The 25,201-nt window shown below is 71.8% G+C and carries 25 protein-coding genes; 8 read left to right on the top strand and 17 right to left on the bottom strand.

Annotation, left to right across the window (positions count from 1 at the left end):
• Positions 1-186: 186 nt before the first annotated feature.
• From QQZ13_RS11305 to QQZ13_RS11285, 5 genes are all read right to left on the bottom strand, one after another.
• Positions 187-1,101 (bottom strand): hypothetical protein, encoded by a 915-nt coding sequence (locus tag QQZ13_RS11305; RefSeq protein WP_284529260.1) that lies wholly within the window; start codon positions 1,099-1,101, stop codon positions 187-189.
• A gap of 224 nt (positions 1,102-1,325) precedes the next feature.
• Positions 1,326-2,354 carry an ATP-dependent 6-phosphofructokinase gene (locus QQZ13_RS11300; protein WP_284529258.1) on the bottom strand — a complete coding sequence of 343 codons (1,029 nt, stop codon included), beginning with the start codon at positions 2,352-2,354 and terminating at the stop codon, positions 1,326-1,328.
• 146 nt (positions 2,355-2,500) lie between these two features.
• Positions 2,501-4,660, bottom strand: coding sequence for a DEAD/DEAH box helicase (locus QQZ13_RS11295; protein WP_284529255.1), 2,160 nt, complete (start codon positions 4,658-4,660; stop codon positions 2,501-2,503).
• Between the two features lie 188 nt (positions 4,661-4,848).
• On the bottom strand, positions 4,849-7,128 hold the full coding sequence (locus tag QQZ13_RS11290) for a cation-translocating P-type ATPase (protein WP_284529254.1): 2,280 nt from the start codon (positions 7,126-7,128) through the stop codon (positions 4,849-4,851).
• A gap of 44 nt (positions 7,129-7,172) precedes the next feature.
• On the bottom strand, positions 7,173-7,388 hold the full coding sequence (locus QQZ13_RS11285) for a heavy-metal-associated domain-containing protein (protein ID WP_284529253.1): 216 nt from the start codon (positions 7,386-7,388) through the stop codon (positions 7,173-7,175).
• A gap of 72 nt (positions 7,389-7,460) precedes the next feature.
• Between QQZ13_RS11285 and deoC the strand changes: the two genes are divergently transcribed.
• Positions 7,461-8,177 (top strand): deoxyribose-phosphate aldolase, encoded by a 717-nt coding sequence (gene deoC / locus QQZ13_RS11280; protein ID WP_284529252.1) that lies wholly within the window; start codon positions 7,461-7,463, stop codon positions 8,175-8,177.
• Positions 8,178-8,189: 12 nt separating this feature from the next.
• On the opposite strand, the gene QQZ13_RS11275 is transcribed toward deoC, so the two are convergent.
• The 5 genes from QQZ13_RS11275 to QQZ13_RS11255 all read right to left on the bottom strand — a co-directional run bounded on the left by QQZ13_RS11275 (position 8,190) and on the right by QQZ13_RS11255 (position 11,587).
• Positions 8,190-9,149 carry a bifunctional riboflavin kinase/FAD synthetase gene (locus QQZ13_RS11275; protein WP_284529250.1) on the bottom strand — a complete coding sequence of 320 codons (960 nt, stop codon included), beginning with the start codon at positions 9,147-9,149 and terminating at the stop codon, positions 8,190-8,192.
• On the bottom strand, positions 9,146-9,571 hold the full coding sequence (locus QQZ13_RS11270) for a hypothetical protein (RefSeq protein WP_284529249.1): 426 nt from the start codon (positions 9,569-9,571) through the stop codon (positions 9,146-9,148). The genes QQZ13_RS11275 and QQZ13_RS11270 overlap by 4 nt, the downstream gene beginning before the upstream one ends.
• 71 nt (positions 9,572-9,642) lie before the next feature.
• Positions 9,643-10,011 carry a hypothetical protein gene (locus QQZ13_RS11265; RefSeq protein WP_284529248.1) on the bottom strand — a complete coding sequence of 123 codons (369 nt, stop codon included), beginning with the start codon at positions 10,009-10,011 and terminating at the stop codon, positions 9,643-9,645.
• Positions 10,008-10,907: a tRNA pseudouridine(55) synthase TruB gene (gene truB / locus QQZ13_RS11260; protein WP_284529246.1), complete on the bottom strand. Its 900-nt coding sequence runs from the start codon at positions 10,905-10,907 to the stop codon at positions 10,008-10,010. Before truB ends, QQZ13_RS11265 begins: the two co-directional genes overlap by 4 nt.
• Positions 10,907-11,587, bottom strand: a complete 681-nt coding sequence (locus QQZ13_RS11255) for a uridine kinase (RefSeq protein ID WP_284529245.1) — start codon at positions 11,585-11,587, stop codon at positions 10,907-10,909. Before QQZ13_RS11255 ends, truB begins: the two co-directional genes overlap by 1 nt.
• A gap of 49 nt (positions 11,588-11,636) precedes the next feature.
• Here QQZ13_RS11255 and QQZ13_RS11250 point away from each other — a divergent pair, with 49 nt between their 5' ends.
• Together QQZ13_RS11250 and QQZ13_RS11245 are read left to right on the top strand one after the other, a co-directional pair.
• Positions 11,637-12,542, top strand: a complete 906-nt coding sequence (locus QQZ13_RS11250; protein WP_284529244.1) for an A/G-specific adenine glycosylase — start codon at positions 11,637-11,639, stop codon at positions 12,540-12,542.
• A gap of 74 nt (positions 12,543-12,616) precedes the next feature.
• Complete coding sequence (locus tag QQZ13_RS11245) at positions 12,617-13,105, top strand: flavodoxin family protein (protein ID WP_284529241.1); 489 nt, start codon at positions 12,617-12,619, stop codon at positions 13,103-13,105.
• Between the two features lie 45 nt (positions 13,106-13,150).
• Here QQZ13_RS11245 and rbfA read toward each other — a convergent pair whose 3' ends face one another.
• From rbfA to nusA, 4 genes are all read right to left on the bottom strand, one after another.
• Positions 13,151-13,630 (bottom strand): 30S ribosome-binding factor RbfA, encoded by a 480-nt coding sequence (gene rbfA, locus QQZ13_RS11240; protein WP_284529239.1) that lies wholly within the window; start codon positions 13,628-13,630, stop codon positions 13,151-13,153.
• A 174-nt stretch (positions 13,631-13,804) separates the two neighbouring features.
• Positions 13,805-16,573, bottom strand: a complete 2,769-nt coding sequence (gene infB / locus QQZ13_RS11235) for a translation initiation factor IF-2 (RefSeq protein WP_284529238.1) — start codon at positions 16,571-16,573, stop codon at positions 13,805-13,807.
• Positions 16,574-16,665: 92 nt separating this feature from the next.
• Positions 16,666-16,917 carry a YlxR family protein gene (locus QQZ13_RS11230; RefSeq protein ID WP_284529235.1) on the bottom strand — a complete coding sequence of 84 codons (252 nt, stop codon included), beginning with the start codon at positions 16,915-16,917 and terminating at the stop codon, positions 16,666-16,668.
• Between the two features lie 102 nt (positions 16,918-17,019).
• Positions 17,020-18,006, bottom strand: coding sequence for a transcription termination factor NusA (gene nusA, locus QQZ13_RS11225; RefSeq protein WP_284529232.1), 987 nt, complete (start codon positions 18,004-18,006; stop codon positions 17,020-17,022).
• A 103-nt stretch (positions 18,007-18,109) separates the two neighbouring features.
• Here nusA and QQZ13_RS11220 point away from each other — a divergent pair, with 103 nt between their 5' ends.
• Together QQZ13_RS11220 and QQZ13_RS11215 are read left to right on the top strand one after the other, a co-directional pair.
• Complete coding sequence (locus QQZ13_RS11220) at positions 18,110-18,829, top strand: alanine:cation symporter family protein (RefSeq protein WP_284529229.1); 720 nt, start codon at positions 18,110-18,112, stop codon at positions 18,827-18,829.
• Positions 18,830-18,847: 18 nt separating this feature from the next.
• Positions 18,848-19,669 carry a DUF1206 domain-containing protein gene (locus QQZ13_RS11215; RefSeq protein ID WP_284529226.1) on the top strand — a complete coding sequence of 274 codons (822 nt, stop codon included), beginning with the start codon at positions 18,848-18,850 and terminating at the stop codon, positions 19,667-19,669.
• Positions 19,670-19,674: 5 nt separating this feature from the next.
• Here the strand turns inward: QQZ13_RS11215 and QQZ13_RS11210 are convergent, their stop codons facing one another.
• Complete coding sequence (locus QQZ13_RS11210) at positions 19,675-20,748, bottom strand: TIGR00730 family Rossman fold protein (RefSeq protein WP_284529225.1); 1,074 nt, start codon at positions 20,746-20,748, stop codon at positions 19,675-19,677.
• A gap of 120 nt (positions 20,749-20,868) precedes the next feature.
• On the opposite strand from QQZ13_RS11210, the gene QQZ13_RS11205 reads away from it, so the two are divergent.
• A complete protein-coding gene (locus tag QQZ13_RS11205; RefSeq protein WP_284529224.1) occupies positions 20,869-21,396 on the top strand; it encodes a pyridoxamine 5'-phosphate oxidase family protein in 528 nt (175 codons plus the stop codon).
• 40 nt (positions 21,397-21,436) lie between these two features.
• Complete coding sequence (locus QQZ13_RS11200) at positions 21,437-22,054, top strand: acetate uptake transporter family protein (protein ID WP_284529222.1); 618 nt, start codon at positions 21,437-21,439, stop codon at positions 22,052-22,054.
• 6 nt (positions 22,055-22,060) lie between these two features.
• Here QQZ13_RS11200 and QQZ13_RS11195 read toward each other — a convergent pair whose 3' ends face one another.
• Both QQZ13_RS11195 and QQZ13_RS11190 read right to left on the bottom strand, forming a co-directional pair.
• Positions 22,061-23,815 carry a proline--tRNA ligase gene (locus tag QQZ13_RS11195; RefSeq protein ID WP_284529214.1) on the bottom strand — a complete coding sequence of 585 codons (1,755 nt, stop codon included), beginning with the start codon at positions 23,813-23,815 and terminating at the stop codon, positions 22,061-22,063.
• A 28-nt stretch (positions 23,816-23,843) separates the two neighbouring features.
• A complete protein-coding gene (locus tag QQZ13_RS11190; RefSeq protein ID WP_284529207.1) occupies positions 23,844-24,008 on the bottom strand; it encodes a hypothetical protein in 165 nt (54 codons plus the stop codon).
• A gap of 401 nt (positions 24,009-24,409) precedes the next feature.
• Here QQZ13_RS11190 and QQZ13_RS11185 point away from each other — a divergent pair, with 401 nt between their 5' ends.
• Positions 24,410-25,198 (top strand): glycosyltransferase family 2 protein, encoded by a 789-nt coding sequence (locus QQZ13_RS11185; protein ID WP_284529206.1) that lies wholly within the window; start codon positions 24,410-24,412, stop codon positions 25,196-25,198.
• Positions 25,199-25,201: the final 3 nt, after the last annotated feature.

Raw genomic sequence — 25,201 nt, 5'->3', positions numbered from 1 at the left:
GCCCGCTGCCTGTCCCACTTGCGGCGGTCCATGTCCCACTCTCGGCGGTTGATGTCCCACTTTCGGTCGGTTCGTCGGCTCGGATACGACCGAAAATGGGACATGCGTCCAGCCGAGCGTCCCAGCGGAGCGTCCCAGCGGAGCGTCCCAGCGGAGCGTCCCAGCGGAGCGTCCCAGCGGAGCGGGTCAGGCGAGCGGGGTCCAGCCTGCTCGCATCAGCGCAGCGCGGACCTTCTGCACCGCGGCGGCGCCGTCGCCGGCGAGGTGGTGGGAGAGGATGCGGACGAGGTCCACGCCGTGCGCCCGCACGGCATCCCAGCGGTCGGCGTCTCTCGCGAACTGGCCCGGGTCTGCGGCGTGCACACGACCGTCGTACTCCACCCCCACCCGGCGCTGCGGGTAGGCGAGGTCGAGCTCGGCGACGAATGTGCCGCGCTCGTCATACAGGTTCCACGCCGTGTGGGGCTCAGGCAGACCGGCATCCCGCAGGAGGAGCCGCAGCCGCGTCTCCCGTGCCGACCTGACACCGCCTCGCACATCGTCCAGCGCGCGGGAGAGGATGCCCCGGCGCACATCCCCCATCCGCACCACCTCGTCGCGGAGCTCCGCCACGGTGATCGGCGGCCGCGCACCGCTCACCAGGAAGTCCGCCGCGGCGACGAGGTCTCCATGCGTCCAGAGCGTCCTGCACTGTCGCCAGGCGCGCGCGGGATCCTCCACCGGCATCCCGTCGACATCGCGTACGACCGGCACACGTGTCTGAAGCCGGTGTCCGACGACTCCGACCGTCCGGGGCTCGCGGCTCGGCCGATGCGCCGAAACATGGATGCGGGGCACGTAGGGCCAATCCGGCATGGGTGCGCCGTGGAGCAGCAGGGCGGTCTCGTGGCTGAAGAACTGACCTTCGCGCAGTCGTGGCGCGTAGGCGCGGCACAGATCGATCATCGTCGTCGACGCACTTGCACTTCGCGCGCGGACGCCGTGGAACGGACGCGCCAGCGAGCGCCCTCGCAGCCGGCCCGGGGCGACCCCCGCCTCGGCCGCCTGCGCGACGGTGAAGGAGGCGGGCAGGGCGAGCGGCAGCGATGGACGAGAGGCCATGCCCCTCAGGGTGCTGACAGCGCCGTACGCGCATCGCGCACTTCCCAGGGGTCAGCGGACGATCCGCTCCGCTCGGCCCTTGGGGAGGAGGCGGCGCCACGAGGGCATGTCCCACTTTCGGTCGTGTGTGCCTGGCGGAACCAGCCGAAAGTGGGACATGCCACACCGGAAGTGGGACACGCCCGGTTGAAAGTGGGACATGCCCCGAGGACGGGGTGGGCGGCTCAGCCGAAGAGGGCGGCGGCCTCTTCGTAGCGGTAGAGCGGGACGGTGTTGAGCTCGCCCAGCGCCTCGGCGAAGGGGACGCGGACGATGTCGGTGCCCTTCATGGAGACCATCTGGCCCCAGGCGCCCTCGACGGCGACGTCGGCCGCGTGCAGGCCGAGCCGGGTCGCGAGGACCCGGTCGAAGGCCGACGGGGATCCGCCGCGCTGGATGTGGCCGAGCACGGTGGCGCGGGTCTCGATGCCGGTGATGCGCTCGATCTCGGGCGCGAGCACCTCGCCGATGCCGCCGAGGCGCGGACGGTTGAAGGCGTCGAGCCCCTTGTCGGAGTAAGCCTCGTCCTGACCGAGGAGCTTGAAGCCCTCGGAGACGACGACCAGCGGCGCACGGCCGCGGTCGTGCGCCTTCTGCACCTGGGCGGCGATGTCCTCGAGCGACATCGGCACCTCGGGGATGCAGATGACGTGCGCGCCCGCCGCGATGCCCGAGTGCAGGGCGATCCAGCCCACGTGGCGACCCATGACCTCGGCGACCATGCAGCGCTGGTGCGAGTCGCCGGTGGTGCGCAGGCGGTCCATCGCCTCGGTGGCGATGTTGACGGCCGTGTCGAACCCGAACGAGTAGTCCGTGGCGCGCAGGTCGTTGTCGATGGTCTTCGGCACGCCGAGCACGTTGATGCCGTCGCCGTAGAGACGGTTGGCGGCGGCCAGCGTGCCTTCGCCGCCGATGGCGACGATGCCGTCGATGCGGTGGCCGTACAGCGTCTTGGCGATGTTCTCCGCTCCCCCGCGAGGACCCTCGTAGGGGTTGGTGCGGCTCGTGCCGAGGATCGTCCCGCCGACCTTGGACAGGCCCTTCACCTCGTGACGGGTGAGCGGGAAGAAGTCGCCGTCGACGACGCCGCGCCAGCCGTCGCGGATGCCCACGAACTCAATGTTGTGGGTCGTCGTGCCCTTGAGCACGAGGCCGCGGATGACGGCGTTCAGCCCGGGGCAGTCGCCGCCGCTGGTGAGGATGCCGATCTTCATGGGGAGATCCTTCGGTGTTCGGGATGTGGAGCTGAGGGCGACGCTGCCCCCCTGACACTACCGCCGGGGCCGACCGCCGTGCCACTGCGGCCGCCGTCGATAACCGGCGCCGCGACCCGCATGGATCGTGGCGCCGGTGACCGTGATCAGAACGCGCCGAGCGCCTGCCGCAGGAGGTGCATGAGCGCCGACAGCTGGACCGAGTCGCTCGAGGTGGGGTCGACCTGATCGCCGTCGAGCGCCCGCTGCGCGAGGCCCTGCTTGGAGTCGATCAGCTCGGCGATCTTCGTGTCGATCGTGTGCGCGGCGATGATCCGCCACGCCGTCACCGGCTCGTCCTGCCCGATGCGGTGCACCCGGTCGATCGCCTGGGTCTGCTCGGCCGCCGTCCACGACAGCTCGGCGAGCACGACGTTCGAGGCCGCCTGCATGTTCAGGCCGACACCTGCCGCGGTCAGCGAGCACACGGCGATCGCGACGTCGGCGTCGTTGTTGAAGGCGTCGATGGCCTGCTGGCGCACCGGCGTCGTCTGGTCGCCGCGGATCGAGACCGTGCGCAGCCCTGCGGCCGCGAAATGGGCCTCGGCGGCGTCCATCACGTCGATGTGCTTGGCGAAGAAGACGACCTTGCCGACCGAGCGCTGCAGCTGCACCGCGTAATCGGCCGCGAGCAGCGCCTTGGCCTGGCCGATCTTCCGGACCATGGTGAAGACGTTGTCGCTGCCGCTGCCGGCCGCCTTGGACTCCTCGAGCTCGCCGTGGGCGACGAGGCGCACGATGTCCTCGTCGATGTCGTCGAGGACGACGCGGTCGCCGCGGGCCTCGATGATGCGCCGGTACTTGGCGGCCAGCCGCTGACCGAGCTCCTGCTCGGCGGCGCGGATGGAGCGGCCGAAGTCGTCGTCGAGCTCGACCGGCAGATCGGCGACCAGCTTGTCCGGCAGGTCCGCCGCGACGTCCTTCTTCTTGCGACGGACGATGCCGAGCGAGATGACCGCCTCGCGCGCCTCGGGATAGAACGCCTTGTCCGCCGGGGTGAGACCGGTGGCGTCGAGCTTCTGCATGAGCAGCGGCCCGGGCTTCTCGCCGTTGGTCCAGCCGAGGAAGCGCCAGATGGCGTCGAAGTCCTCGACGTCGTTGATGAGCGGCGTTCCGGTGAGGGCGAGCATGAGCGGATCGCGGACCTGCTCGCGGATGCGGGCGGCGAGCGCGAGCACGTTCTGCGAACGCTGCGAGGTGAGGTTCTTGATGAAGTGCGCCTCGTCGACCACCATGCCGCGCAGGCCGAGGTCGCCCAGCCACGAGAGATGCCGGTCGAGGACCTCGTAGTTCACGATGAACACGTCGGCGAACGCGTCGACCGTGTCGCCGTCGCCGTGGATGACCGTGGCGCGGCGATGCGGCGTCCAGCGCTCGACCTCGCGGGCCCAGTTCATCTTCACGACGTTGGGCACGACCGCCAGGAGCGGATAGGCGTCGGCGACCGACGCGGCCAGCACCGACTGCGCGGTCTTGCCGAGGCCCGGCTCGTCCGCCAGGAGGAAGGACCGGTGACCGCCGCGGACCGCCTCCAGGAAGCGGGACTGGTGGGCCATGATCTCCAGGCCCTTGGGCGAGAGCCGGTCGAACTCCGGCATCGGCGGCAGTTCCATCGAGGCGGCACCGCCGCCGGCACCCATCTCGAACGCCTTGTACAGGGGTCCCATGAGCTCCCAGCCGTCGAGCCGGCGACGCACGTTTTCGACGGGGGCGCGCAGGGCGAGGTCGGGCGCCAGGAACGGGTTGGCCTCACGGCGCGCGTCGATCTGCGGCGGCACGACCTGGCGCTCGGCGAGCGCGGCCGGCACGACCGGCGCATGGACCGGCGCGACATCGGTGATGATGAGCTCGTCCTCGGCGAGCTCCGCGCCCGACTCGAGCAGCCAGTCGCGACGCATGCGGCGGGCCACAGGCGACGTCGCCTGGTCGACTTCGAGCAGCTGGATGAGCGAGGTGTCGCGGGCGGCGGTCTTGGCGAGGATGGTCGCGACGCCGTCGAGCCGCTTGAGCAGCTCGGCGCGGGTGGCCGCAGGGATCTCCGCCTCGGCCTTGACGCGGGCGCGCTCCTCGCGGACCAGGAAGGCGATGACCTGGAACTTGACCCGGTTGGTGGGGCCGAGCTTGCCGCGCTGGGCTTTGGCCTCGACCTCGCGGACCTTGCGGGCGAGGATCGGGATGAGCGGCGCGTCGTCTTCGCGACGGGCCGACGAGCCGCGGCGTCGACGGGACGACGCCTTCGAGGCGGCGATGGGTGCCGTGGTCGGCATGCTCCTCCTGAGCGTGTGGACCGGCGGATGCCGGTGCTGCCCGGTCGTACCGCGACCGGGCGGTGGAGTCCGCGGCGGAGTGCCGCGGTATGAGTCCCGGGTCCCGTCCTGCCGGCTGCGGGCACTCGCTTCTGCGAGCTGCGGCGACGGCGGGGTGGGATCCCTCGCCGCCATTGTAGCGCCTGAGGTCAGCGCGTCGTGCGAAGTCGGAGACTGTTGAGCACCACGAACACGCTCGAGAACGCCATCGCGGCCCCGGCGATCATCGGGTTGAGCAGGCCGAGCGCCGCCAGCGGCAGGGCGGCGACGTTATAGGCGAAGGCCCAGAACAGATTGCCGCGGATGATGCGCATCGTGCGCCGGCTCAACGCGATGGCGGTGACGACCGGGGCGAGACCCGAGCCGGCGAGGGAGATGTCGCTGGCGTGCAGCGCGGCGTCGGTGCCGCCGCCCATGGCCAGGCCGAGGTCGGCCGTGGCCAGGGACGCGGCGTCGTTCACGCCGTCGCCGACCATCGCGACGCGGTGGCCCCGCGCCTGCAGGCGCTGGATCTCCGCGACCTTCTGCTCGGGGAGCACGCCCGCGACGACGGTGTCGATGCCCGTGGCGCGCGCGACCTCGCGGGCGGCGCCGGCGTTGTCGCCGGTGAGCAGCACGACCTCCAGGCCGAGGTCCTTGAGCCGGCCGACGGTGGCCGCGCTGTCGGCACGGACGGTGTCGGCGACGCCGATGACGGCGCGGATCGCCCCGTCCCACCCGGCGACCACGGCGGTCCCGCCGGCGTCCTCGACGTCGGCGACCGCCTGCGCGACCGCCTGCGGCAGGTCGCCGCCGACGATCTCGGCGGCGAAGGCGGTGCGACCGGCGAACGCCGCGCGGCCCTCGACCGTCCCGGTGACCCCTCGGCCGGCGAGTCCGGCGAAGTCCGCCACGTGCGAGGGGCGGGGCGCGAGGGTGGCGAGGGCGCGGGCGACCGGGTGCTCCGACGCGGTCTCCAGCGACCCGACGATCCGCGCCACATCGGCGAGGTCGGTCTGCGCGACGGTCGACACGGTCGCGACCGTCATCCGGCCTTCGGTGACGGTGCCGGTCTTGTCGAGCACGATGGTGTCGATCCGCTCGGCACCCTCGAGAGCCTCGGGACCGGTGATCAGGACGCCCAGCTGCGCGCCGCGTCCGGTGCCGACCAGGATCGCGATGGGGGTCGCCAGGCCCAGCGCGCACGGGCAGGCGATGATCAGCACCGCGACCGCGGCCGTGAAGCCGGCTGCCGCGGGCTGACCCGCCGCGATCCAGGCGATCAAAGTGATCACGGCGAGCGCGATCACGACGGGGACGAAGACGGAGGAGATGCGGTCGGCGAGACGCTGCACGCGACTCTTGCCCGCCTGCGCATCCTCGACGAGCCGCGCGAGGTGCGCGAGCCGGGTGTCGTCGCCGACGGAGGTCGCGGTGACGAGCAGACGCCCGTCGACGGCGATGGTGCCCCCCGTGACCTCGTCGCCGAGAGCGACGTCGACCGGGGCCGACTCACCGGTGATCATGCTGAGGTCGACCGAGGCGCGGCCGTCGCGGACGCGTCCGTCGGTGGCCACCTTCTCCCCCGGCCGCACGACGAACACGTCGCCGACCTGCAGCCGTTCCACCGGGATGCGCGCGCCGTCCGCGAGCTCGACGTCCTTCGCGGCCAGCTCCATGAGGGCGCGCAGGGCGGCACCGGCACGCCGCTTCGAGCGCTGCTCGATGAAGCGTCCGAGCAGCAGGAACACGGTGACGGCGGCGGCGACTTCGAAGTAGACGAGCGAGGTCGCATCGTGGGGCACCCCGAAGAGTGTCACCTCGTGCGTCATGCCGATGGTGCCCGCGGCCCCGAACAGCAGAGCCCAGGTGCTCCAGAGGAACGCGGCGCCGGTGCCGAGGGTGATGAGCGTGTCCATCGTCATCGCACCGTGGCGGGCGTTCGCGAACGTCGCGCGGTGGAACGGCCAGCCGCCCCAGATCACGATCGGCGCGGTGAGCACGAGCGAGACCCACTGCCAGCCCGGGAACTGCCAGGCGGGGACCATCCCGAGCGCCACGACCGGCACGGCGAGCGCGAGGCTCACGAGCAGGCGCGTCCGCAGGGTCACCGCGCCGGGGCGGTCCTCGACGTCGTCGACGTCGTCCTCGGCGCCGACCTCGTGATCGACGGCGGGGTCGCGGTCCGCGCCCGCGGCGGCCTCCGCACGCTCGGGACGCGTGCGCAGGCGGCCTTCGTAGCCGGCTTCGCGCACGGCGTCGACCAGTCGCGCGGGGTCGAGGCCCGCCGGGTAGGTCACCCGCGCCGACTCGGTGGCGAGGTTGACGGACGCCGTCACGCCCTCCACGCGGGTCAGTCGCTTCTCGACGCGCGCGACGCAGCTCGCACAGGTCATGCCCTCGATGTCGAGCACGGCGTCGCGCTGCGGGGGCTGGACGGTCTGCGACACGATGTCGGCTCCTCGGTGGTCTCTGGTGATGCGGCCGCCGCGCGTCAGGCGCGGCCGACGAGCGTGTATCCGGCCTCGACGACCGCTGCGGCGATGGCCTCGTCGGCGGGCGCGTCCGGGCCGGTGGTCACCGTGAGGGTCTTCGCGGTCACATCGACCGCGGTGTCGGTGACGCCGTCGACGGCGCGGACCTCGCGGGTCACCGCCGCGGCGCAGTGGCCGCACGTCATGCCGTCGACGAGATAGGTCTGGGTGGTCATGGCTGCTCCTCACAGGGTCAGGGGTGATAACAGGATACCCCCCTGGGGTATTCCGCGGCGTACGCTGGAGGCATGTCCCACATCTCCGAGCGCGCGCTGGCGGCCACCCTCGACCACGCGATCCTCAAGCCCGAGCTGACCCGAGCCGACGTCGACGCCGAGCTCGACATCGCCGCGGAGTGGGGCGTGTTCAGCGTGTGCGTGCGGCCGAGCGACATCCCCCACGCCGTCTCCCGACTGTCGGGCACCGGCGTCGCGGTGGGCACCGTGATCGGCTTCCCGCACGGCACCACCTCGACCGCGGCGAAGGTCGCGGAGGTGCGTCAGGCCCTGTCCGACGGCGCCGTCGAGTTCGACATGGTCGTCAACATCGGCGCGCTGCGGTCGGGCTTCGACGACGTCGTGGTCGACGACATCCGCGCCGTCGTGGCGGCCGCCGACGGCCGCATCACCAAGGTGATCCTCGAGACCGCCCTCCTCGACGAGGAGCAGATCGCGCGCGGAAGCCGCCTCACCGAGGCCGGCGGCGCCGACTTCGTGAAGACGTCCACCGGCTTCGCGGGCGGCGGCGCCACCGCGGCGCACGTCCGGCTGATGCGCGACAGCGTCGGCGAGGGCGTCCAGGTGAAGGCATCGGGCGGTGTGCGCAGCTACGCGGACGCCCTCGCGATGCTCGAGGCGGGCGCCACCCGGCTCGGCACGAGCGGCAGCGCCGTCATCCTCGGCGAGGCGCGACGCGTCGACGCCGGCGAGGACGCGACCGGCGCCGTCGACAGCTCGTCGTACTGAGCGGACGACGGGTCAGCCCGCGAGCGCCTCGCGCACGCGCGTGACGTCGTCGGCCATCTGCGCGGTCAGCGCCTCGATGCCCTCGAAGGCGACCATGCCCCGGATGCGGTGCGTGAACTGCACCTGGACGCGGTGGCCGTAGAGGTCCAGCCGGGTCTCGTCGAGGACGTACGCCTCGACCTGCCGCGTCGGCACGTCGTCGAAGGTCGGATTCGTGCCGACGGAGATCGCCGCCGGATACCGGGTCACCGCCGGCGTCCGGGCGTCGATCGGCCCCTCGTCGATCAGCCAGCCGGCATACACCCCGTCTGCGGGCACGAAGCCCTCGGCGTCCGCGGACAGGTTGGCCGTCGGATATCCCAGCTCGCGGCCGCGCTTGAGTCCGTGGACCACCTCCGCGCGCATGGTGTGCGGGCGTCCCAGCAGGCGGGCGGCTCCCTCCACGTCGCCCGCGTTCAGCAGGTCGCGGATCCAGGTCGACGAGACGCGGCGGCCGGCGCCCTGCACGTCGCCGACGATGTCGACGCCGAAGCCGAGCTCGCGCCCGAGCGCGGCGAGGGTGTGCGGATCGCCCTCGCCGCCGCGGCCGAAGCGGAAGTCGTCGCCGACCATCACCGTGATCGCGCCCAGCGCGCCGACGAGGAACCGCTCGACGAACTCGCGGGCCGGGACGGCGGCGAGCTCCTCGTCGAAGCGCAGCACCAGCGTCGCATCGACCCCCTCCTCGGAGAGGAGGTCGAGCTTCTGCTCCAGGCTCGACAGCGGGTCGGGGCACAGCTCCGGCCGCAGGAGACTCAGCGGGTTGCGGTCGAAGGTCACCGCGACGACGCGGGCACCGGCGCCCGCAGCCTCGATGCGCGCACGCGCCACGACGGCGCGATGCCCCGAGTGCACGCCGTCGAACTTGCCGATGGCGACCACGCTCGGGCCGAAGCCGGCCGGCACCTCGGCCGGATCACGGAAGACGATCACCAGGACGACCCCTCCTCGACGGCGACGGCGGCCTCGACGCCCTCGCGACCGCCCTTCACCAGCCACCACAGTCCGAGCACCGGCAGGATCAGCGGCACCCAGAAGTAGCCGTAGCCGTAACCCGACCAGACGGTCGCATCGTGGGCGAACAGCGCGGGCGCGACGAAGCTGAGGGTGCCGACGATCAGGACCCCCGCGAGCTCCACGCAGATGGCGATCCAGGCGACGAGGTACCAGCCCCGCGAGCCGGCACGGACGAGGGCGACGGTCGCGACGATGTAGACCGCCGCCGCGAACGCCGACAGGGTGTACGCGACGGGCGCGGCCTCGAAGTCCTCGATGATCTGGACGAGGGATCGCCCGGTGGCGGCGAGTGCCATGATCGCGTAGACGATCACGAGGACGCGGCCGATACCGGTCATCCGGGGACGAGGCGAAGACATGACTCGTCCATGATAGGTCGGCGCGGCGGGGCCGGAGCCCGCGCCGCCGCTCAGCCGATCTGCACGGTCCAGATCACGTGCATGCGCCACACCATGACCGCCACGGCCAGCGCCGCGATGCCCATGATGACGGTGCTCCATCGGCTGCGCTCGATCAGCGCCCAGGCGACGGCGGCCGGAGGCAGGAGCACCGCCGAGACCAGGTAGACCCAGAACTCCAGCGCGCTCCCGGTGGGGGCGTTGCCTGCGAACGGCGCGATGACCGCGACGACCACCTGGCCGATCAGCAGCAGGAGCAGAAGCGCCAGACTGCCGACGGTCACGTCGCCCGGCCGACGGCCCGCGAGACCGGCCACGGTGCACAGGAGCCCCGCCGCGACGGCGACCGCGACCTGGGCGATGGTGAACCACAGGATCACGTGGACTCCTCCTCGGCCATGTTCATGATGCTCTTCACATCGCCGCCGCGCCGCTCGACGATGCCGACCAGGCGTCCGTCCGGGTCGATCGCCGCCGGGGTCGGGTGCGCCCCGTCGAGGCGGTCCGCGGCCCCGCCCAGCCGCTTGCCGTGTCGCAGGTCCCGTGCCTCCTCGGCGGTGACGGCGAATGCGCCGAGTACCGCGGCGGCGACCTCCGCGGCGCCGAGCACGGGGGTGTCCGGGGCGATGTCGGGTGACGCGGCCGTCACCTCGAACGGACCGATCCGCGTGCGTCGCAGCGCCGTGAGGTGCCCGCCCACGCCGAGGGCGGCGCCCAGGTCGCGGGCCAGGGCGCGGATGTAGGTGCCGCTGGAGCAGTCGACGACGACGTCGAGGTCCACGGTGCCCGGCGAGCGACGCACGGCCCGCACGTCGAACCGCGAGACGGTGACCTCTCGGGCCTTCAGGGCGACCTCCTCCCCCGCCCGCGCCAGGTCGTAGGCGCGCCTGCCGCCCACCTTGATCGCCGAGACGGTGCTCGGGACCTGCGAGATGGAGCCGGTGAGGCCGGCGATCCCCGTCGCGATCGCGTCGTCGGAGACCGCGTCGACGAGCGCGTCATCGGCGCGCGCCGTCTCGACGCCGTCGGCGTCGTCCGAGTCGGTGGACACGCCCAGGCGGATGGTCGCCTCGTAGGTCTTGTCGAGCCCGACGATGAAGGTGAGGAGCCGCGTGGCGCTGCCGACGCCGAGGATCAGCAGGCCCGTGGCCATGGGGTCGAGCGTGCCGGCGTGGCCGATCTTGCGGGTGTCCAGCGCACGGCGGGAGCGGGCGACGACGTCGTGACTGGTGATCCCGGCCGGCTTGTCGACCAGGAGGATGCCGCGGGGACCCATCAGCAGAAGTCCTGGTAGACGCGTCGCGGCGCGTCGGGATCGGTGTTGTCGACGATCGCCGAGGCGGCGTGGCGCGGATCGGCCTCGCGCAGGTAGAGGTCCTGGCCCCCGCGATAGCGACGGTTGCTCTCGGCGGCGGGATCCGGATCGCTCCCGTCGCGAGCGGCCATGCGCGCGTACCGGACATCGAGCGGCGCGTCGAGCCACACCGACCAGTGCCAGATGCCGCGCAGCTCGGGACGGTTCAGGAAGATCCCGTCGACGATCAGCACGGCGTCGCGGGGCGCGGTCACCCATTCGGATTCCACGGGCTCGTCCCGCGCCACGTCGAACGCGGCCAGCTGGAACCCGGCGTCGGTCATCGCCCCGGAGCGGAAGGGATCGACGAGCACGCGGCGGAACGTCGCCTCGTCGTAGGAGTCCCGATAGAAGCCCTCGGGCGACGTGCGCCCGCGGGCGTAACGCTCCGCCCGCGGGCGGTGGAAGCCGTCGATCGAGGCTCGGAAGACCGCCGAGCCGTCCTCGGCGAAGACGGATGCCAGGTTGTCTGCGAAGCGCGTCTTGCCGGCACCGTCCTCGCCGTCGACGGCGATCATGATGCGCCCCCGCGGGTAGTCTCGGCGCACCTCGTCGCGCAGCGAGCGCCAGAGCGTGGAGGCGGGGGTGACGGGCAGTCGCATGGCATCCAGCCTACGGCCGCGCGGCGATCCGCCGCCGTAGGGTGGAGGAGTGCCCGACCTCGCCACCCCGCTCAGCGCGTGGTTCCGGGCTCATGCGCGCCCCCTCCCGTGGCGCGCGCCCGGCTTCGGGGCCTGGGGCGTGCTCGTCAGCGAGTTCATGCTCCAGCAGACGCCCGTGAACCGCGTGATCCCGCACCTCGAGGCGTGGCTCGCCCGCTGGCCGGCGCCGGCGGCGCTCGCCGCGGACGCGCCCGCCGAGGCCGTGCGCCAGTGGGCCAACCTCGGCTACCCGCGCCGGGCCCTCTGGCTCCACCGGGCGGCGGTCGAGATCCGCGATCGGCACGACGGCGTCGTGCCGCGGGACGTCGCCGCGCTGCTCGCGCTGACGGGGATCGGCGACTACACGGCGCGGGCGGTCGCCGTCTTCGCCTACGGGGACCGGCATCCCGTCGTCGACACGAACACGCGACGGGTGCTCGCCCGCGCCGTCGGAGGCCGCTCCCAGCCCGGTCCCCCCGCGCGGCGCGACCTCGCGGCGATGGAGGCGATCCTTCCGGCGGACACCGCGGAGGCGGCGATCGTCAACGCCGCCGCGATGGAGCTCGGCGCCGTCGTCTGCACCGCGCGCTCCCCCCGCTGCGACGCGTGCCCCATCGCCGACCGCTGCGCGTGGCGTGCCGCCGGCTACCCCGACACCGGCGACGAGCGCCGGCGCCAGGCGCGCTACGAGGGCAGCGACCGGCAGGCGCGCGGCGCGGTGCTGCGCGCGCTTCGGGCCGCGGCCCCGGCGGCCGTGCCCCTCGACGACATCGTCCCCGATTGGCCGGACGCCCCGCAGCGCGACCGCGCCATCGACTCCCTCATCGTGGACGGGCTCGCCGAGGCGCGCGGCGGGTTGCTGTCGCTCCCGGGCCATCCCGTCGGCGACGCACCTTCCGTTCGCGCCGAGGACTGACCCACCCCGTCGCCGGGATTTTGCACGGACCGAGGACGCGCCGCGCACGGCCGGCGCGGTCTAGTGTCCGCCCCATGAACAGTCTCGTCGTCTTCGAATCGCAGTTCGGCAACACGGAGCAGGTCGCCCAGGCCATCGCACGCGGTCTGCGCGAGCGCGGGCGCGCCCAGGTGGTCGCCGTCGACGAGGCGCCGGCCGCGCTCGCCGACGACCTCGACCTGCTCGTCATCGGCGGCCCGACGCACGCCTTCGCCATGTCGCGGCCGGACAGCCGGGCGGCGGCGCTGTCGGACGGCGCCGACGCCACGGAGACGGGCGTGCGCGAATGGCTGAGAACGCTGCCCTCGCCGCTGCCCGTGCCCCGCGTCGTCACGTTCTCGACACGTCAGGGGCATTCTTTCCTGACCGGTTCCGCCGCGAAGTCGGCGGCGAAGGCGCTCCGCTCGCACGAGAGCGTCGCCGCCGAGGTGGTGGACTTCTTCGTCGCCGGCAAGCACGGCCCCCTCGAGGAGGGCGAACTCGTCCGGGCCACGGAATGGGGACGTCACCTCGTCGAAGCGTGAGGGCAGTGCCCGCCGTCGACCTCCCGGCGGATCGGGCGGGCCCTGTCAGTCCTCTTCGTCGGCGTCGTCAGTGGTGTCGGCGTCGTCTGCGGTGTCGGCGTCGTCGTCCTCGCGCGGCTTGACGTAGGGGTCCTCGTCGCCCGCGTAGTGCGCGCCCGTCGCGAGGCCGGCCACGGCGGCGTCGCGCTCGCGCGCCTCGCGCAGGAGGTCCTCGATGTGCCCGGCGTTCTCGGGCAGTGCGTCGTGGATGAACTCGAGCGTGGGCGTCAGCCGCACGCCGAGGCGACGGCCGACCTCGCTGCGGAGCATGCCGGTCGCCGAGGTCAGTGCAGCGGCCGAGTCGGCGCGCTCCTGGTCGGAGCCGTAGACGGTGTAGAACACCGAAGCATGCTGGAGATCACCGGTGACGCGCACATCGGTGATCGTCACGAACCCGAGGCGCGGGTCGCGCAGCCCCTTGTCGAGCCGCTCCGCGATGAGCACCCGGATGCGGTCTGCCAGTCGCGCCTGACGTTCCGAACTCATGTCCTTCTCCTTCTCTTTCCCTCCCTGCCACGTGGCGGAGCGGGTCGGCCGCCGCGGAGGCGGAGACCGGAGGACTCGGATGCCCGACTGAGGCAATTGGGGTAGGGGCCCCACTCTTGCCGAAGGCGGGCATCCGAGTCCGGAGGTCACCGCCGCAGCGACGACCGTGACAGATCAGCCGCGCGGCTTCTCGACCATCTCGGTGGTCTCGATCTCGTCGCCGATCTGGATGTCGTTGTACTTGCCGAGGCCGATACCGGCTTCGAAGTCGGTACGGACCTCGGTGACGTCGTCCTTGAAGCGACGCAGCGACTCGATGGCGAGGCCATCGGCGAGGACGACACCGTCGCGGATGACGCGCGCCTTCGCGTTGCGCGTGATCGTTCCCGAGCGGACGATGACACCGGCGATGTTGCCGAACTTCGAGGAGCGGAACACCTCGCGGATCTCGGCCACACCCGACTGGACCTCTTCGTACTCCGGCTTGAGCATGCCCGTGAGGGACTGCTCGACGTCATCGATCGCGTTGTAGATGACGGAGTAGAAGCGGATGTCGACACCCTCGCGGGCGGCGCGCTCGCGCGCCTTCGCGTCGGGTCGCACGTTGAAGCCGATGACGATCGCGTTGTCGATCGTCGCCAGGTTCACGTCGGACTCGGTGATCGCACCCACGCCGCGGTGGATGATGCGCAGCTGCACCGAGTCGTCGACCTCGATCTTGAGGAGCGACTCCTCCAGCGCCTCGACGGCACCGGACACGTCGCCCTTGATGATGAGGTTGAGCGACTCGACCTTGCCCTCTTCGAGAGCGCGGGTGAAGTCCTCGAGCGAGATGCGCTTGCGGGCCTTGGCCAGCTGGGCGTTGCGCTCGGCCGCCTCGCGCTTCTCAGCGATCTGGCGGGCCGTGCGGTCCTCCTCCGTGACGATGAAGGTGTCCCCGGCGCGCGGCACCGAGTTCAGACCCTGCACCTGCACGGGACGCGACGGGTAGGCCTCCTCGACCGGGTCGCCGTTCTCGTCGATCATCGCGCGGACACGGCCGTACGCCGTGCCGGCGACGATCGCGTCTCCGACGCGCAGCGTTCCGGACTGGATCAGGACGGTCGCCACCGAGCCGCGGCCCTTGTCGAGCTTGGCCTCGATCGCGACGCCTCGCGCCGCCTTGTTCGGGTTGGCCGTGAGGTCCAGTCCCGCGTCGGCGGTGAGCAGCACGGCGTCGAGGAGGTCCTGGATGCCGATGTTCTGACGCGCGGAGACGTCGACGAACATGACGTCGCCGCCGTACTCCTCGGCCACGAGGCCGTACTCGGTGAGCTGCTGACGCACCTTGGCGGGGTTCGCCTCGGGCTTGTCGATCTTGTTCACCGCCACGACGATCGGGACACCGGCCGCCTGCGCGTGGTTCAGCGCCTCCACCGTCTGCGGCATGATGCCGTCGTCGGCGGCGACCACGAGGATCGCGAGGTCGGTCACCTGCGCACCACGGGCACGCATGGCGGTGAACGCCTCGTGACCCGGGGTGTCGATGAAGGTGACGGCCCGCTCGATGCCCTCGTGCTCGGTCCACACCTGGTACGCACCGATGTGCTGCGTGATGCCGCCGGCCTCGCCCGCCACGACGTTCGTCTGGCGGATGGCGTCGAGCAGTCGCGTCTTACCGTGGTCGACGTGGCCCATGACGGTCACGACGGGCGGACGGATCTCGAGGTCGTCCTCGCTCTCGGCCTCCAGCTCCGCCTCGAGGTCGAGACCGAAGCCCTCCAGAAGCTCCTTGTCCTCGTCCTCGGGCGAGACCATCTGGATCTTGTAGCCGAGCTCCGCGCCGAGGACCTCGAAGGTCGCCTCGTCGAGCGACTCGGTGGCCGTGGCCATCTCACCCAGGTTGAAGAGGATGGTCACGAGCGTGCCGGGCTGGACGGTGTAGCCGTTCAGGGCCTCGAGCTTGTCCGCGAAGTCGGCGATCGAGGCGCCGCGACGCAGACGGATGATCTCGCCGTTGCCGCGCGAGACGTTGACGCCGCCGACGACCGGCGCCGACCGCATCTCGAACTCCTGCCGCTTCGCCCTGCGCGACTTGCGCTGCTTGGACTTGCCGCCGCCCTTGCCGAAGGCACCGGCGGTACCGCCGCCGGGGCCGCGGCCACGACCGCCGCCACCGCCGGGACGACCGGCGAACCCGCCACCGGGAGCACCCGCGCCGGGCGCGCCGGGACGCTGGAAGCCGCCGCCGGCACCGCCGGGACGACCGGGGCCGCCGGGACGCTGCTGGAACGGGGCGCCGGGACGACCGCCGCCGCCGGGACGACCCGCGCCGCCCGGACGCGGAGCGCCGGGACGGGGGGCACCGGGGCGCGGAGCCTGCGGACGCGGGATGTTGCCGGGGGTCGGACGCTGGCCCATGCCCTGCGCCGAGGCGAAGGGGTTGTTGCCGGGACGGGGACCGGCGGGACGCTGGCCCATGCCCTGCGAGGACGCGAACGGGTTGTTGCCGGGGCGCGCGCCACCGGGGCGGGGCGCGGCGGGCGACGCCGCACCGGGCGTCGCGGAGCCGGGGGTCGCCGGGGCGGCCGGAGCCGCCGAACCGGGCGCGGCCGGGGCCGCCGGAGCAGCCGGGGCCGGGGCGGCCGGAGCCGGGGTCGCCGCAGCAGCGGGGGCCGCAGCCGCGGGAGCAGCCGGGGCCGCGGGCGCAGCGGGGCGCGCGGGACCGGGCTTGGCTCCCGGCGCCGCGGGCTTGGCGGCGGGGCGCGCCGGGGCAGGCGTCGCTCCGGCGGGCTTCGCGGAGCCCTCCGCCTCGAGGGCGGCACGGAGCTTGCGAGCCACGGGGGGCTCGATGGTCGACGAGGGGCTCTTGACGAACTCGCCGAGCTCCTTCAGCTTCGCGAGGGCGACCTTACTGTCGACGCCGAGTTCGGAAGCGATCTCGTGTACGCGTGGTTTTGCCACAATTCTCCTGTCTGGGGCCTACCCCGGACAGGGCAGACCGTTACGTGCGGACGGGTCTCATTTCGAGCCGTTCACTTTGAGTCCATAGCCGTTCAGCCGTTTCGCTGGTGGGTGGTTTGAAAGGTCTGCATGTCAAGCTGGCCTGACACGCGCAGTGCACGTCCGAAGGCGCGGCGCCGGATGGCGGTGTCCACGCACGCATCCGTGTCATGCACCCACGCGCCCCGGCCCGGGAGAGAGGCTTTCTCGTCTGCGACGAGGACGCCGTCTCGGGCGACGACCCTCAAGAGCGAGGATCGAGGGGCACGCGCGCGGCATCCCACGCACGTTCGAACAGGTTCCATCCTACCCCCTCTCACCGCGGTGAGATTTCGACTCCGTCGCTGCGCTCCCTCGCTCAATCTGGAGTCGATGACGCGTCAACGCCGCTCCGCGGCATTGATCCGTCACGACTCCAGGATGCTGTCAGGCTGGATGTCGATCTTGGCGCCGGTCAGCTTGGCGGCGAGCCGGGCGTTCTGGCCCTCCTTGCCGATCGCGAGCGACAGCTGGTAGTCGGGCACGAGCGCACGGACGGCCTTGCTGTTCGCGTCGAGGATGAAGCTCGACGTCACCTTCGCCGGCGAGAGCGCGTTGGCGACGAACTTCGCGAGTTCGGCGTCGTAGTCGACGATGTCGATCTTCTCCCCGCCGAGCTCCTCGGTGACCGCGCGCACGCGCCGGCCCAGCTCGCCGATGCACGCGCCCTTGGCGTTGATGGCGGGATCGTTCGCCTTGACGGCGATCTTCGTGCGATGACCGGCCTCGCGTGCGAGGGAGACGATCTCGACGAGACCCGAGGCGATCTCGGGCACCTCGAGGGCGAAGAGCTTGCGCACGAGGCCGGGGTGGGTGCGCGAGACCGTGATGGCCGGGCCCTTGGTGCCCTTGGCGACCGAGGTCACGTAGACGCGGATGCGCGAGCCGTGGGCGTAGTCCTCGCCGGGGACCTGCTCCTCGGGCGGAAGGATGGCCTCGATCGTGCCGAGGTCGACGTGCACCATGCGGGGGTTCGGACCCTGCTGCACGACGCCGGCGACGATGTCGCCCTCCTTGCCCCGGAACTCGCCCAGGATCGCGTCGTCGGCGATGTCGCGCAGGCGCTGGCTGATCACCTGCTTGGCGGCGAAGGCGGCGATGCGTCCGAAGTCCTCGGGCGTGGACTCCTCCTCGCCGATGACGGCGCCCTCCTCGTCGAGCAGGGGCACGAACACGGCGACGTGACCGGTCTTGCGGTCGAGCACCGCGCGGGCGCCCTCGGGGAGCTCACCCGTCGGGGAGGTGTGCTTGGCGTAGGCGGTGAGGATCGCCTGCTCGATGATCCGCACGAGCTCCTCGAAGGGGATCTCCTTCTCTCGCTCGACCGTGCGCAGCAGTCCCAGATCGATGTCCACAGGTGCCTCCCTCTTCAGATGTCCTGCCCCGGCGTCACCGCCGCGGCATCCACACAACGTTACCCGATGCCCGGCGCGGTCGTCCTGGCATCGCGCGCCAGGGATGGCCATACTGACCCGATGGCCGCACGCCGCCGGAGAGCCGCAGTCGGTCTCGGCGTTCCAGGCGTTCACGATCTCGGCGGCCTCGCGCGTGGGGGTGGGCAACATCGCCGGCGCCGGCACCGCGATCGCCGTCGGCGGCCCGGGCGCGGTGTTCTGGATGTGGCTGATGGCGTTCATCGGCGGCGCGTCGAGCTTCATCGAGTCCTCGCTCGCCCAGCTGTTCAAGACCCGGGACCGCGGGAGCTTCCGCGGCGGGCCCGCCTCCAACGTCGCGCTGACCGTGATCGTCTTCCTGCTGGCGTTCTCGTCGATCCTGGGCAACTACTACTACGGCGAGTCCAACATCGAGTTCATCACCCGCAGCCCCGGCGTGCTCACGGGGTACCGGGCCGTGGTCGTCGTCGCGGTCCTCGCGGGATCGGTGGCCTCGGCGGACCTCGTCTGGAACCTCGCCGACGGCGTCATGGGGCTCATGGCCCTCATCAACCTCGTCGCCATCGCCCTGCTGTCGCCGATCGCCTTCCGGCTGCTGAAGGACTACACGGCGCAGCGGCGCGAGGGACGCGACCCCGTCTTCACCCGGGACCGGCTGCCCGGCGTGACGGGGATCGAGTGCTGGGAGGACGAGCTGACGGTCACGGGACCGATCGACGTCCCGGTCCAGCGCCGGCAGGACCGGAAGCATCGCGATCACCTCCACTCCCCCGACGAGCGGTGAGATGAGTACCGTGGTCGCATGACCACCGGTGCGGGCTCCCGAGCCGCCGCCAAGCACGCGGCCCGGGAGGCCCGCTCCTCCACCGCCCTCCGCGCGCTCGCGCGGGGCGGGTACGCCGCCAACGGCGTCGTGCACCTCATCATCGGGGCGATCGTCATCGCCGTCTCCCGCGGCGCCGGCGGCGAGAGCGATCAGGCGGGCGCGTTCAAGGCGATCGCGACGATTCCGCTCGGCTTCGCCGCGCTGTGGCTGCTGGCCGTGCTCCTCGCCGCCCTCGGTCTCTGGCATCTGGCCAACGGCGTGCTCGCCAGCCGCGGGTCCGACGTCAAGAAATGGGCGGTGAGGATCGGCGAATGGGGTCAGACCCTCGTCTTCCTCGCGATCGCCGCCATCGCGGTCGCCGTGGCCCTCGGGGCTCGTCCGGACGCCGAGGAGTCCGCGCAGGCGGCCAGCCGCGGCATCCTCGTCATCCCCGGCGGACCCTGGCTGCTGGGGCTCGTGGGCGCGGGCCTCGCCGTGGGCGGCGTCTCGTTCATCGTCATGGGCGTGCGGCGCTCGTTCCGCACCAAGGTGGAGATCCCTCCGGGGCCGATGGGCGGCGCCGTGACCGTGCTCGGGATGATCGGGTTCCTCGCGAAGGGGTTCGCGCTGCTGGCCGTGGGGATCCTGCTGATCGTCGCAGCCGTCCGCGTGGAGCCGGAGGCCGCCGGAGGACTCGACGGCGCGGTCCGCGCGCTGCTGGAGATGATGGCGGGACCGCTCCTCGTCTTCGCGATCGGCGTCGGCCTGCTCGCCTACGGGGTCTTCTGCTTCCTCCGAGCCCGCTACGCCCGCCTCTGAGCCCGCTACGCCCGCCTCTGAGACGGGGCTGCGGGCGGGGCAGCCGGCGGCGCGCTCGCCAGGGAGTTGACCGCGCGGATGAGGTGGAAGAGCTGCCCGACGCGGAACTGGTCGTAGCTCATGATGAGGCGCGGCAGGTCGACCCGGTCGTCGTCCTGCACCTCCCGCCGTCGCGGGCCCGAGCGCTCGATGCGCCCGGTGGTGAGCAGGTGCCCGAACCGTTCGTTGAGCTCCGCCACCTCGGCGTCGGTGGGCTCGGCCCGCAGTCGCAGGACCAGGCGCTGCCCGATCCAGCGGAGCGAGTCGTAGTTGCGCCAGAAGCCGGTGACCTCCTCGGCGGCGCGCTCCACCGAGTCGGTGACGAGCACGCGGTCCAGGTCGTCGGGCGAGATCACGCCGGAGGGGATCAGGTGCTCGTCGGCGAACTGCTGGAGGCCCCGCCAGAAGTGCCCGCCCGGCTCGTCGAGCAGGACGATCGGCGTCGGCTCGGCCTTGCCGGTCTGCTGGAGCGTGAGCAGCTCGAACATCTCGTCGAGCGTGCCGAACCCGCCGGGCATGCACACGAAGCCGCTGGACTCCTTGACGAGCATGAGCTTGCGCGTGAAGAAGTACTTCATGGCGACGTTCCGGGAGTTCGCGCCGACGATCGCGTTGGGCTTCTCCTCGAACGGCAGCCGGATCGAGACCCCCAGGGAGTGCTCGGCGCCCGCGCCCTCCGCGGCGGCCTGCATGATGCCGGGCCCGGCGCCCGTGACGACCATCCAGCCGCGGCGGGCGAGCTCGCGGGCGAGGTCGACGGTCGTCGTGTAGAGCGGGTCGTCCGGCCGCGTGCGCGCCGAGCCGAACACGGTCACCTTCGGGATGTCGCGATACGGGGCGAACAGCCGGAACGCCAGGCGCATCTCGGACAGCGCGGCAGACGTGATCTTCAGGTCGAGGCGGCTGGTGTCGTCGAGTCCGAGGCCCACCCCCGTCACGAGGATCCGCGACACCAGCTCGGTGTCGTCGGTGATGCCGGCGTCGGCCAGGAGCCGGCGGACGTCTTCGGTGACCTCGGGCGGAATGGTGCTGTCCGTCATGGTGCCAGGGTGCCACGTCCGGGAGCCGGAGGGTGAACATCGGCGCAACTCCCGGGGATCCGTCAGGACGCGCGTGTCAACCCCCTGGGGCGCCGCGCGGGCCGGTGGGAGCCTCGGTGCATGACGGACGAAGACGCGCCCCGCGGCGACAACGAGGTGACCGGGCCCGAGGCCCTCGCACGGGTCAAGGAGCTCGTCGAGGACATCGACTTCACGATGCTGACGACCCACGACGAGGCGGGCAACCTGGTCAGCCGGCCGATGAGCACCCGGGAGATGGACGACGCGGGCGACATCTGGTTCTTCACCTCCGACGACACGAAGAAGGTCGACGAGGTCGAAGCCGACCACGCGGTGGGACTCGCCTACCTCGACGCGAAGGGCATGCGCTTCGTCTCGGTGGCCGGCGCGGCGCGCGTGGTCCACGACCGTTCCCGGATGGAGCAGCTGTACACACCGTCGCTCGACATCTGGTTCGAGGACGGTCTCGAGACCCCCGGGATCGCCCTGCTGCGGGTGACGCCCCGGGAGGTCGAGTTCTGGGAGCCGGCGCACGGGAAGATCGTGATGGCCGCCGGGATGCTCAAGGCCCTCCTCACGCGGGACACGCCGGACGACACCATGCGGCACGGACGTATCTCCTGCTGAAGCCTCCCCACCCGGAGCGGCGCCCCGCTAGCGTGAGGCTGTGACCGACCGCACGAGACCCCGCGACATCATCGCCTCCTCCCGCCGCGCCGACCCCGGTCTCATCGGCCTCCTCGGGTTCGTCATCGCCACCCTCACGGCCCAGCTCGAGCACCTCGGAGTGCAGACGGAGAGCTCGGTCTTCTGGGTGGGCGCCGTCTTCGGCGGCGTGGTGCAGGTGATCGCCGGGATGCTGTCCTACTTCGTGGGCGACGACTTCCACTTCCTCGTCTACAACGCGTTCGGCTGGTACTGGATCTGCATGCCCGGGTTCCTGCTCGGCGGCGAGCTCGGCTTCTTCGAGGTGACGGGCACTCCCCGGGGCGTCTTCTCCCTGATGTTCGCGATCATCGCCCTCGGCTTCGTGTTCGCCGCCGCGACCCACAACACGGTGCTCCCCGTCACGCTCGTGTGCGTGTCGGTCGGGCTCGCGCTCGAGTCGGTCAGCGCGTTCGCGGGGATCGAGGCGCTCGGGATCGCCGGCGCGATCGTCCTGCTGGGCGCCTCGGCGCTGGCGACCTACATGCTCGTCGAGAAGTTCTACTGGCGCACGATGGGCCGGCGCGTCGTGCCGCTCGGACCGCCGTGGATCGCGGGCGGCGCGGACCGCGAGCCCTGACGCCCGTCAGCGCGCGAGACGCGCGACGGCCTCGGCGACGGGGACGACCTCGCGCTCTCCCGAGCGACGGTCCCAGACCTCGACCTCGCCGTCGGCCGCACCTCGGCCGACGATGACGATCCGCGGCACGCCGACGAGCTCGGCGTCGGCGAACTTCACTCCGGGCGACACCTTGGGCCGGTCGTCGTAGAGCACGTCGAACCCGGCCGCCTCGAGGTCCGCCGACAGCGTCTCGGCGAGCTCGAACGCCGCGCCGTCGCGACCGGTCCCGACGACCAGCACGTCGAAGGGCGCGACCCACGACGGCCACACGAGGCCTTTGTCGTCGTTGTTGAGCTCGGCGATGATCGCGAGGATCCGCGTGACCCCGATGCCGTAGGAGCCCATCGTGACGGTGACCTGCTTGCCGTTCTCGTCGAGCACCTTCAGCCCGAGGGTCTCGGCGAAGAAGCGGCCGAGCGCGAAGACGTGCCCGATCTCCATCCCGCGAGCAAGCTCGACCGGTCCCGAGCCGTCGGGGGCCGGATCGCCGGGGCGGACGCTCGCGACCTCGACGAAGCCGTCGTTGCCGAAGTCGCGGCCGGCCACGACCGAGTGCGCGTGCTTCTGGTCGATGTTGGCGCCCGTGATCCACGAGGTGCCCTCCACGACCCGGGGATCGAGGAGGTAGCGGATGCCCGTGGCAGACTCCTCGCCGAGGATCGCACCCTGCGGCGACCAGGGGCCGATGTAGCCCTTGACCAGCAGCGGGTGGCGCTCGAAGTCCTCGGGGGTGGCCGGCTCGACCGCGGCGGGGGCGAAGGCCACCTCGGCGCGCTTGTCGTCGATCTCGCGGTCGCCGGGGAGGCCGACGACCACCAGCTCGCGCGAGCCGTCGAGGTGGGTCAGGGCGAGGACGACGTTCTTCAGCGTGTCGGCCGCGGTGAACTCGCCGTCGAGCACGGCGTTGGCGTGCGCGACGAGCGTGTCGATCGTCGGCGTGCCGGGAGAGTCGAAGATCACGGGATCGGGCAGGCCGTCGAACGGGACGGGGTCGGGGGCGACCGTCGTGAACGCCTCGACGTTGGCCGCGTAGCCGCCGGCCGAGCGCACGAACGTGTCCTCGCCGACCGGGGTGGGGTGGAGGAACTCCTCGGAGCGGGCCCCGCCCATCAGCCCGTTGTCGGCGGCGACGATGACGTATTCGAGTCCGAGCCGCTGGAAGATGCGCTCGTAGGCGTCGCGCTGCGCCTGGTAGGAGCGGTCCTGTCCCTCATCGGTGTAGTCGAACGAGTACGCGTCCTTCATCGTGAACTCACGGCCGCGCAGGAGCCCGGCACGGGGACGGGCCTCGTCGCGGTACTTGTCCTGGATCTGATAGATCGTCAGCGGCAGGTCCTTGTAGGACGAGTAGAGGTCCTTCACGAGGAGCGTGAACATCTCCTCGTGGGTCGGCGCGAGCAGGTAGTCGGCCCCCTTGCGGTCCTGCAGCCGGAAGATGCCGTCGCCGTAGGAGGTCCACCGGCCCGACGCCTCGTACGGGTCGCGCGGCAGGAGCGCGGGGAAGTGCACCTCGAACGCCCCGGCGGCCGCCATCTCCTCGCGGATCACGGCCTCGATCTTGGCCTTCACGCGCAGGCCGAGCGGCAGCCAGGTGAAGATCCCCGGTGCGGCGCGGCGGATGTACCCGGCGCGCACGAGCAGGCGATGGCTCGTGACCTCGGCATCCGCGGGATCTTCACGGAGCGTGCGGAGGAAGAAGTTCGACAGACGTGTGACCACGAGGGTCTAGCTTACGGGGCGGGGAGCCTCACGCCTTCGAGTACTGCGGCACGGAGACCGCCTGGAACTGTGAGCACTGCCGGATGTCGCAGAGCGAGCACTCGGTGCCCCGGCGGTAGTGCTCGTGGGCGTCGCGGTCATGGCCGCACTGGCACTGATCCGAGAGCGCGTCGTCGCGCTTGCGTCCCCACACGTGCGTCCTCCTGAGTCCGGCGTCCGATCGCGCCCGCTGGGGCCATCGTACCGCTCTCGGAGCGCCTCGCACCTGGGAGTGTCCTCCATCCGGCGGACACGCGGAGGGCGGGTGTCGGCCATCCGGCGGACAGGGCGCGGCCCGGCTTAATCGGACTGCTGTCGGCCGTTTATCCGGCCGAAACACGACGGCGGGAGCATCGAGGAAGAGATCCACCGCAACGGCACCATCCCTGCTCCCCCTCCCGCAGTGCATCGCAACGGACCGATCCTCCGTCGACGAGAGTCCGGGGAAACCAGGGCGTGAGATCGCAACGCCGCGCAGGAGATCGGTTCTGCGTGCCAACTGAACAGCTCTGGTCATCACGTCCTGTCTCATCTCTGCGAAAGGCGCCCTCCCCCATGACCGATCTGCACTCCCCCCGAATCTCGATCATCGTCCCGGCACGCAACGAGGCGAAGAACCTCGAGATCGTCCTCCCCCAGCTGCCCGAGGTCCACGAGATCATCGTGGTCGACGGCCACTCCGTCGACGGGACGGCCGAGGTGGCGCGGCGCGTCCGACCGGGTGTCGACGTCATCACCCAGACGCGGCGCGGCAAGGGCAACGCCCTGGTCTGCGGCTTCGAGCGCGCCACCGGCGACATCATCGTGATGTTCGACGCGGACGGCTCGGCGGACGCCGCCGAGATCCCCCGCTTCGTCGACGCGCTCGTGCGCGGAGCGGACGTCAGCAAGGGCAGCCGGTACATGGCGGGCGGCGCCAGCGAGGACATCACGCTGCACCGCAACCTCGGCAACCGGATGCTGAACCTCCTGACCAACGCCCTCCTCGGAACGCGGTACACCGACCTCTGCTACGGCTACAACGCGTTCTGGCGCCGCGTGCTGCCGGCACTCGAGCTGCCCCCGGTCCACCTGGCCGACGGGGCGGAGGCCATGGCGTGGGGCGACGGCTTCGAGATCGAGACCCTGCTCAACTGCCGGTTCGCGCAGAACCGGCTGCGGGTGGTCGAGGTCCCGAGCGTCGAGCTGTCGCGGATCCACGGCGAGAGCAACCTCCACGCCATCTCGGACGGTCTGCGGGTGCTCAGGACGGTCCTCGACGAGCGCCGTCGGTGGCGCACCCGCACCCGCCTGGAGCCCGCGCTCCTGGAGGCGGCCATCGAGCCCAGCGGGGCGATGGGCTGAGTC

The organism is Microbacterium sp. T2.11-28 (assembly GCF_950097975.1).
Taxonomy (GTDB): Bacteria; Actinomycetota; Actinomycetes; order Actinomycetales; family Microbacteriaceae; genus Microbacterium.
Note: the sequence above shows the minus strand (reverse complement) of the source record. Positions and strands in the feature narration are given on the sequence as shown.

Bases quoted from the DNA above. Each gene is read 5' to 3' on its own strand.
- QQZ13_RS11210 (WP_284529225.1), bottom strand. From the start codon at position 20,748: ATGACGGACAGCACCATTCCGCCCGAGGTCACCGAAGACGTCCGCCGG.
- QQZ13_RS11300 (WP_284529258.1), bottom strand. From the start codon at position 2,354: ATGAAGATCGGCATCCTCACCAGCGGCGGCGACTGCCCCGGGCTGAAC.
- QQZ13_RS11255 (WP_284529245.1), bottom strand. From the start codon at position 11,587: ATGCGACTGCCCGTCACCCCCGCCTCCACGCTCTGGCGCTCGCTGCGC.
- QQZ13_RS11295 (WP_284529255.1), bottom strand. From the start codon at position 4,660: ATGCCGACCACGGCACCCATCGCCGCCTCGAAGGCGTCGTCCCGTCGA.
- rbfA (WP_284529239.1), bottom strand. From the start codon at position 13,630: ATGAGTTCGGAACGTCAGGCGCGACTGGCAGACCGCATCCGGGTGCTC.
- QQZ13_RS11220 (WP_284529229.1), top strand. From the start codon at position 18,110: ATGGCCATACTGACCCGATGGCCGCACGCCGCCGGAGAGCCGCAGTCG.
- QQZ13_RS11270 (WP_284529249.1), bottom strand. From the start codon at position 9,571: ATGACCGGTATCGGCCGCGTCCTCGTGATCGTCTACGCGATCATGGCA.
- QQZ13_RS11205 (WP_284529224.1), top strand. From the start codon at position 20,869: ATGACGGACGAAGACGCGCCCCGCGGCGACAACGAGGTGACCGGGCCC.
- QQZ13_RS11285 (WP_284529253.1), bottom strand. From the start codon at position 7,388: ATGACCACCCAGACCTATCTCGTCGACGGCATGACGTGCGGCCACTGC.
- deoC (WP_284529252.1), top strand. From the start codon at position 7,461: ATGTCCCACATCTCCGAGCGCGCGCTGGCGGCCACCCTCGACCACGCG.
- QQZ13_RS11215 (WP_284529226.1), top strand. From the start codon at position 18,848: ATGACCACCGGTGCGGGCTCCCGAGCCGCCGCCAAGCACGCGGCCCGG.
- QQZ13_RS11185 (WP_284529206.1), top strand. From the start codon at position 24,410: ATGACCGATCTGCACTCCCCCCGAATCTCGATCATCGTCCCGGCACGC.
- QQZ13_RS11230 (WP_284529235.1), bottom strand. From the start codon at position 16,917: ATGGAACCTGTTCGAACGTGCGTGGGATGCCGCGCGCGTGCCCCTCGA.
- QQZ13_RS11305 (WP_284529260.1), bottom strand. From the start codon at position 1,101: ATGGCCTCTCGTCCATCGCTGCCGCTCGCCCTGCCCGCCTCCTTCACC.
- QQZ13_RS11245 (WP_284529241.1), top strand. From the start codon at position 12,617: ATGAACAGTCTCGTCGTCTTCGAATCGCAGTTCGGCAACACGGAGCAG.
- truB (WP_284529246.1), bottom strand. From the start codon at position 10,907: ATGGGTCCCCGCGGCATCCTCCTGGTCGACAAGCCGGCCGGGATCACC.